General features: G+C 71.1%; 5 protein-coding genes. 2 read left to right on the top strand and 3 right to left on the bottom strand.

All coding sequences use genetic code 11. The features are described 5' to 3' along the window. A partial coding sequence (locus tag V7Z97_RS19650) for an ATP-binding protein (RefSeq protein ID WP_334165199.1) occupies positions 1-1313 on the top strand: 1313 nt, incomplete at its 5' end. Here the strand turns inward: V7Z97_RS19650 and V7Z97_RS19645 are convergent. Together V7Z97_RS19645 and V7Z97_RS19640 are read right to left on the bottom strand one after the other, a co-directional pair. Beyond that, complete coding sequence (locus V7Z97_RS19645; protein WP_334165196.1) at positions 1310-1921, bottom strand: hypothetical protein; 612 nt, start codon at positions 1919-1921, stop codon at positions 1310-1312. The two genes, V7Z97_RS19650 and V7Z97_RS19645, sit on opposite strands and share 4 nt — an antisense overlap. Then, positions 1922-3103, bottom strand: coding sequence for an amidohydrolase family protein (locus V7Z97_RS19640; protein WP_334165194.1), 1182 nt, complete (start codon positions 3101-3103; stop codon positions 1922-1924). It abuts the gene before it with no gap. 96 nt (positions 3104-3199) lie between these two features. Here V7Z97_RS19640 and V7Z97_RS19635 point away from each other — a divergent pair, with 96 nt between their 5' ends. Further along, entirely contained in the window at positions 3200-3754 is a 555-nt protein-coding gene (locus V7Z97_RS19635) for a DNA-3-methyladenine glycosylase (protein WP_334165192.1), read from the top strand. Here the strand turns inward: V7Z97_RS19635 and V7Z97_RS19630 are convergent. Continuing rightward, positions 3733-3968: redoxin family protein (locus V7Z97_RS19630; RefSeq protein ID WP_334165191.1), on the bottom strand; the 236-nt coding region annotated here is incomplete at its 5' end. The genes V7Z97_RS19635 and V7Z97_RS19630 overlap by 22 nt on opposite strands.

Below are 3968 nucleotides of genomic sequence, written 5' to 3'. Positions count from 1 at the left end.
TCACGGCCATGCTCAGCCTGGCCAGCATGACCCTGATCCTGAACCTGATCTCCCGGGGCATGTGCTACGCCACCCAGACCTGGCATGCGGCCTTCACCACCAACGTCGCCATGATGACCGACCTCGCCGCGGCCCGCGACGAGGCCCGCCGCGCCCACCGCGCCAAGTCCAACTTCCTGGCCACCATGAGCCACGAAATCCGCACGCCGATGAACGGCGTGCTCGGCATGGCCCAGCTCCTCAAGCGCGACGAGTGCGATCCCAGGCAGGCCCAGCGCATCGACACCCTGATCGACAGCGGCAAGTACCTGATGGGCATCCTCAACGATGTCCTCGACATCTCCAAGATCGACGCCGGCAAGCTGGAGATCGTGCGCGGGCCTGAGGACCTGCAGCTGTTCCTCGACCGCCTCGTGGGCTTCTGGGGCGGCCGGGCCCAGGAGAAGGGCGTGCGGCTCGGCCTGCAGGCGCAGGAGGATCTGCCGGAGTTCGTGCTCATCGACGCGCTGCGCCTTCGGCAGGTGCTGTTCAACCTGATGGGCAATGCGCTGAAGTTCACCGAGAAGGGCGCCGTCGACGTGCTGGTGGAGGCCCGTCCCTACGGCCCCCGCGCGGTCTGGCTGCGGCTGTCGGTGCGCGACACCGGCCCCGGCATCCCGGCGGAGCATTTCGAGGCCCTGTTCGACCGCTTCACCCAGGCCGACGGCTCCGAGGCGCGGCGGTTCGGCGGCACCGGCCTCGGCCTCGCCATCGCCAGGCAGCTCACCGACCTGATGGGCGGGCGCATCTGGGTGGAGAGCGAGCTGGGCCAGGGCTCCACCTTCCACGTCGAGATACCGGTGGAGGTGGTTTCCGGTCCCCGCCTCCCGGCCGGAACGGTCATGGACGAACCGCCCCCCGCCGACGCCCTGACCTTCCTCGCCGTGGACGACAATGCAGTGAACCTGCAGGTGCTGGAGCAGCTCCTGGGCAGCTTCGGCCACACCGTGGTCCGCGCCGGCAGCGGCGCCGCGGCCCTCGAGCGGCTGGCCGTCCAGGCCTTCGACCTGGTGCTGATGGACATCCAGATGCCCGGCATGACCGGCGTGGAGGCCCTGCAGCGCCTGCGCTCCGCCCCCGGCCCGAACCGCCACGCCCCGGTCGTGGCGCTCACCGCGGACGTCACCTCCGGCGGCCGGCAGCGCTACCTCGAGCTCGGCTTCACCGAGCACGCCTCCAAGCCGATCCAGGTGGAGGAGCTGCTGGAGGTCGTCCTGCGCGCCCTCACCGCCGCCGACGAGGGCCGGATCGACGACGAGGCCGTGGCCGGCTAGCCGTCGAAGGCGACCTCCACGGGTCCGATCCGCAGGGATGCGGCGTCAGCGCCCGTCACCTCGATGCGCACCGAGCCTTCGTCGCCCCCGGCGGACAGTCCGGGACAGTCCAGCGCCGCGAGCGTCCCGCCTGGGCCGCCCACCCTCACCCGCGCCAGCCTGGGTCCCGCCGCAGGCGCCGAGTCCAGCCAGAACAGCGGGCCGGCGTACTCGGCGACGGCGTAGCCGCGCGGATCGACCTCGTACTCGATCACCGCCACCTGCGAGAGCGCCCCCTGCCCGCGGCGGAACATCAGCATCGACCACGGCGGCCGCGCTTCCGCCGACGCCAACTGCCGCCGCAGCGTCTTCGCCGCCCAGCCCCGCGCGGCCGCCAGCGTTTCGGCCTCGGCGATGCGCCCGCGCAGCAGCACCAGCGCTCCCTCGCCGGACTCCGGCCCGTGCACGTCCAGGAACGGCCCGTTGGCGAACCGGACGCCGCGCGAGCGCACGCGCCCGCCCGGCGACCAGCCGGCCTGGACCGGCAGCCCCGTGGCCGCCGCCAGCCGGCTCAGCGCCATGTCCCGGTCGGGCGCGACGATCCAGACGTGCTCGAGGGCGAAGCCCAATCAGGCCGCCGCCAGCTCCGGCAGGTCGTGCAGCGCCGGATCGAGACCCTGGCCCATCAGGTCGATGAAGTTGTCGCGGTAGAAGGCGCGCTTCGCCCCGTCGCTGACGCCCGCCAGGCTGTCGTTGAACCGTTTCAGCGGATTGCGCCCGCCCTCCACGTGCGGGAAGTCGGAGGAGAACAGGATCATCTCCTCGCCGGAGTTCGCCATGATCCAGGCCACGTCCTCGTGCGGATAGGGCGTGACGCGGAGCTGCCGGCGCAGGATCTCCGAGGGCCTGGCGGACAGCTTCTGCAGCCGTTCCTCGCGCCCGAAGGCCGCGACGCCTGAGTCCAGGAACTTCATCAGGCTGGGCAGCCAGGACGCGCCGAGCTCGATCGCGCCCCACTTCAGCCGCGGGAAGCGGTCGAACACCCCGTCGATCACCAGGGCCGAGAGGGTCTGCCAGACCGAGAGCGGGATCGCCATGAAGGTCAGCGACGTGAAGTTCTCGTCGCCGCCGTGGAAGTCCTTCACGTAAGGAAGGCCGTTCTCCAGGTAGTCCCGGTGCATCTTCTCCTCGCCGCCGACGTGGAAGAGGATCGGCAGGCCGGCCTCCTGCGCCAGCGCCCAGAGGGGGTCCAGCTCCAGGTGGCTGGGCGAGAAGCCCGGCGGATGGCGCGACGGGATGACGAGCGCCTTGGCGCCCAGGGCGATGGCCTCGCGGGCGATCTCCGGCGCACGCGCCCGGTCGATCAGCGGGACATAGCCGGTGGCCAGCAGCCGGCGGTCCACCGAGCAGAACTCGGTCATCATCCGGTTGTGGGCGCGGGCGGCCTCGAGGGCGAGCTCGACCTCGCCCATCTGCTCCAGGCCGAAGTTGGACAGGCAGGCGGTGGTGAAGACGAGCTGGCTCGCGAACCCGAGGTGGTCGAGCGTCTTCGGCCGGTCGTCCGCCCGGAAGGCGCCCAGGGCCTCGTAGTTCTTGCGCAAGAGGATGTTGGCCTCGGCGCCGGCCCGGAACTCCGGATCCTCGTGCCTGGCCGCGGCGTTGGCGAACCACTCGGGCAGGACGTCCTTGCGGCCGGTCTTCTCCACGAAGGCTGAGCGGAACTTCGGGTCCAGGTACCGGTTCACCGTCCCCGGCAGCTCCATGACGTGACTGTCCGCGTCATGGATGGTTTGGCCCTCGACATACGGCATGCCACATCCTCCCTGATGGTTTCTTCTTCTGCCGACATTCCGCCTCTTCGAGCTTCTCCGCGTCAAGACGGGGCGACCCCGGGGGACCTGTGGCGGATGCATCCCGCGCAGGTCGCGCAGGCGCTCGTCGGCTGGGAGCTGCTGGTGGAGGGCGTCGGCGGCCGAATCGTCGAGACCGAGGCCTACCACCACGAGGATCCCGCCTCGCACAGCTTCACCGGTCCCACCCCGCGCAACGCGGTGATGTTCGGGCCGGTGGGCCACGCCTACGTCTACCGCTCCTATGGCATCCACTGGTGCCTGAACTTCGTCTGCGGCGAGACCCCGGGGAGCGCCGTCCTGATCCGCGCCCTGGAGCCGACGCACGGCCTCGAGGTCATGCGCGAGCGGCGGGGCCTGGCGGAGCCGCGGGCCTTCTGCTCCGGGCCGGGCAAGCTCTGCCAGGCGCTGGCGATCACCCGCGCCCACGACGGCCTGCCGCTAGGCCACGCGCCCTTCGAGCTCCGCCCAGGGCCCGCCGCGGCCCTCGTCGCTGGCCCGAGGATCGGCATCACCAAGGCCGCCGACGTGCCCTGGCGGTTCGGAGAGGCCGGCTCGAGGTTCCTGAGCCGGCCCTTTCCGCGCAGTCGCTACAGCTGCGCCAGCAGGTAGTCGGCCGACGAGACCTTGAATTCGCCGGGCTCCTCGACGTTGAGCTCCTTCACCACCCCGTCGTCGACGATCATCGAATAGCGCTGCGAGCGCGTGCCCATGCCGAACTTCGATGCGTCGAAGTCGAGGCCCAGCGCGCGGGTGAAGTCGCCGCCGCCATCGGCCAGCATGACGATGTCCTCGCCCACCGCCTGGTCCTCGGCCCAGGCGCGCA

It is taken from the genome of Phenylobacterium sp., from assembly GCF_036821595.1.
GTDB lineage: Bacteria > Pseudomonadota > Alphaproteobacteria > Caulobacterales > Caulobacteraceae > Phenylobacterium.
Note: the sequence above shows the minus strand (reverse complement) of the source record. Positions and strands in the feature narration are given on the sequence as shown.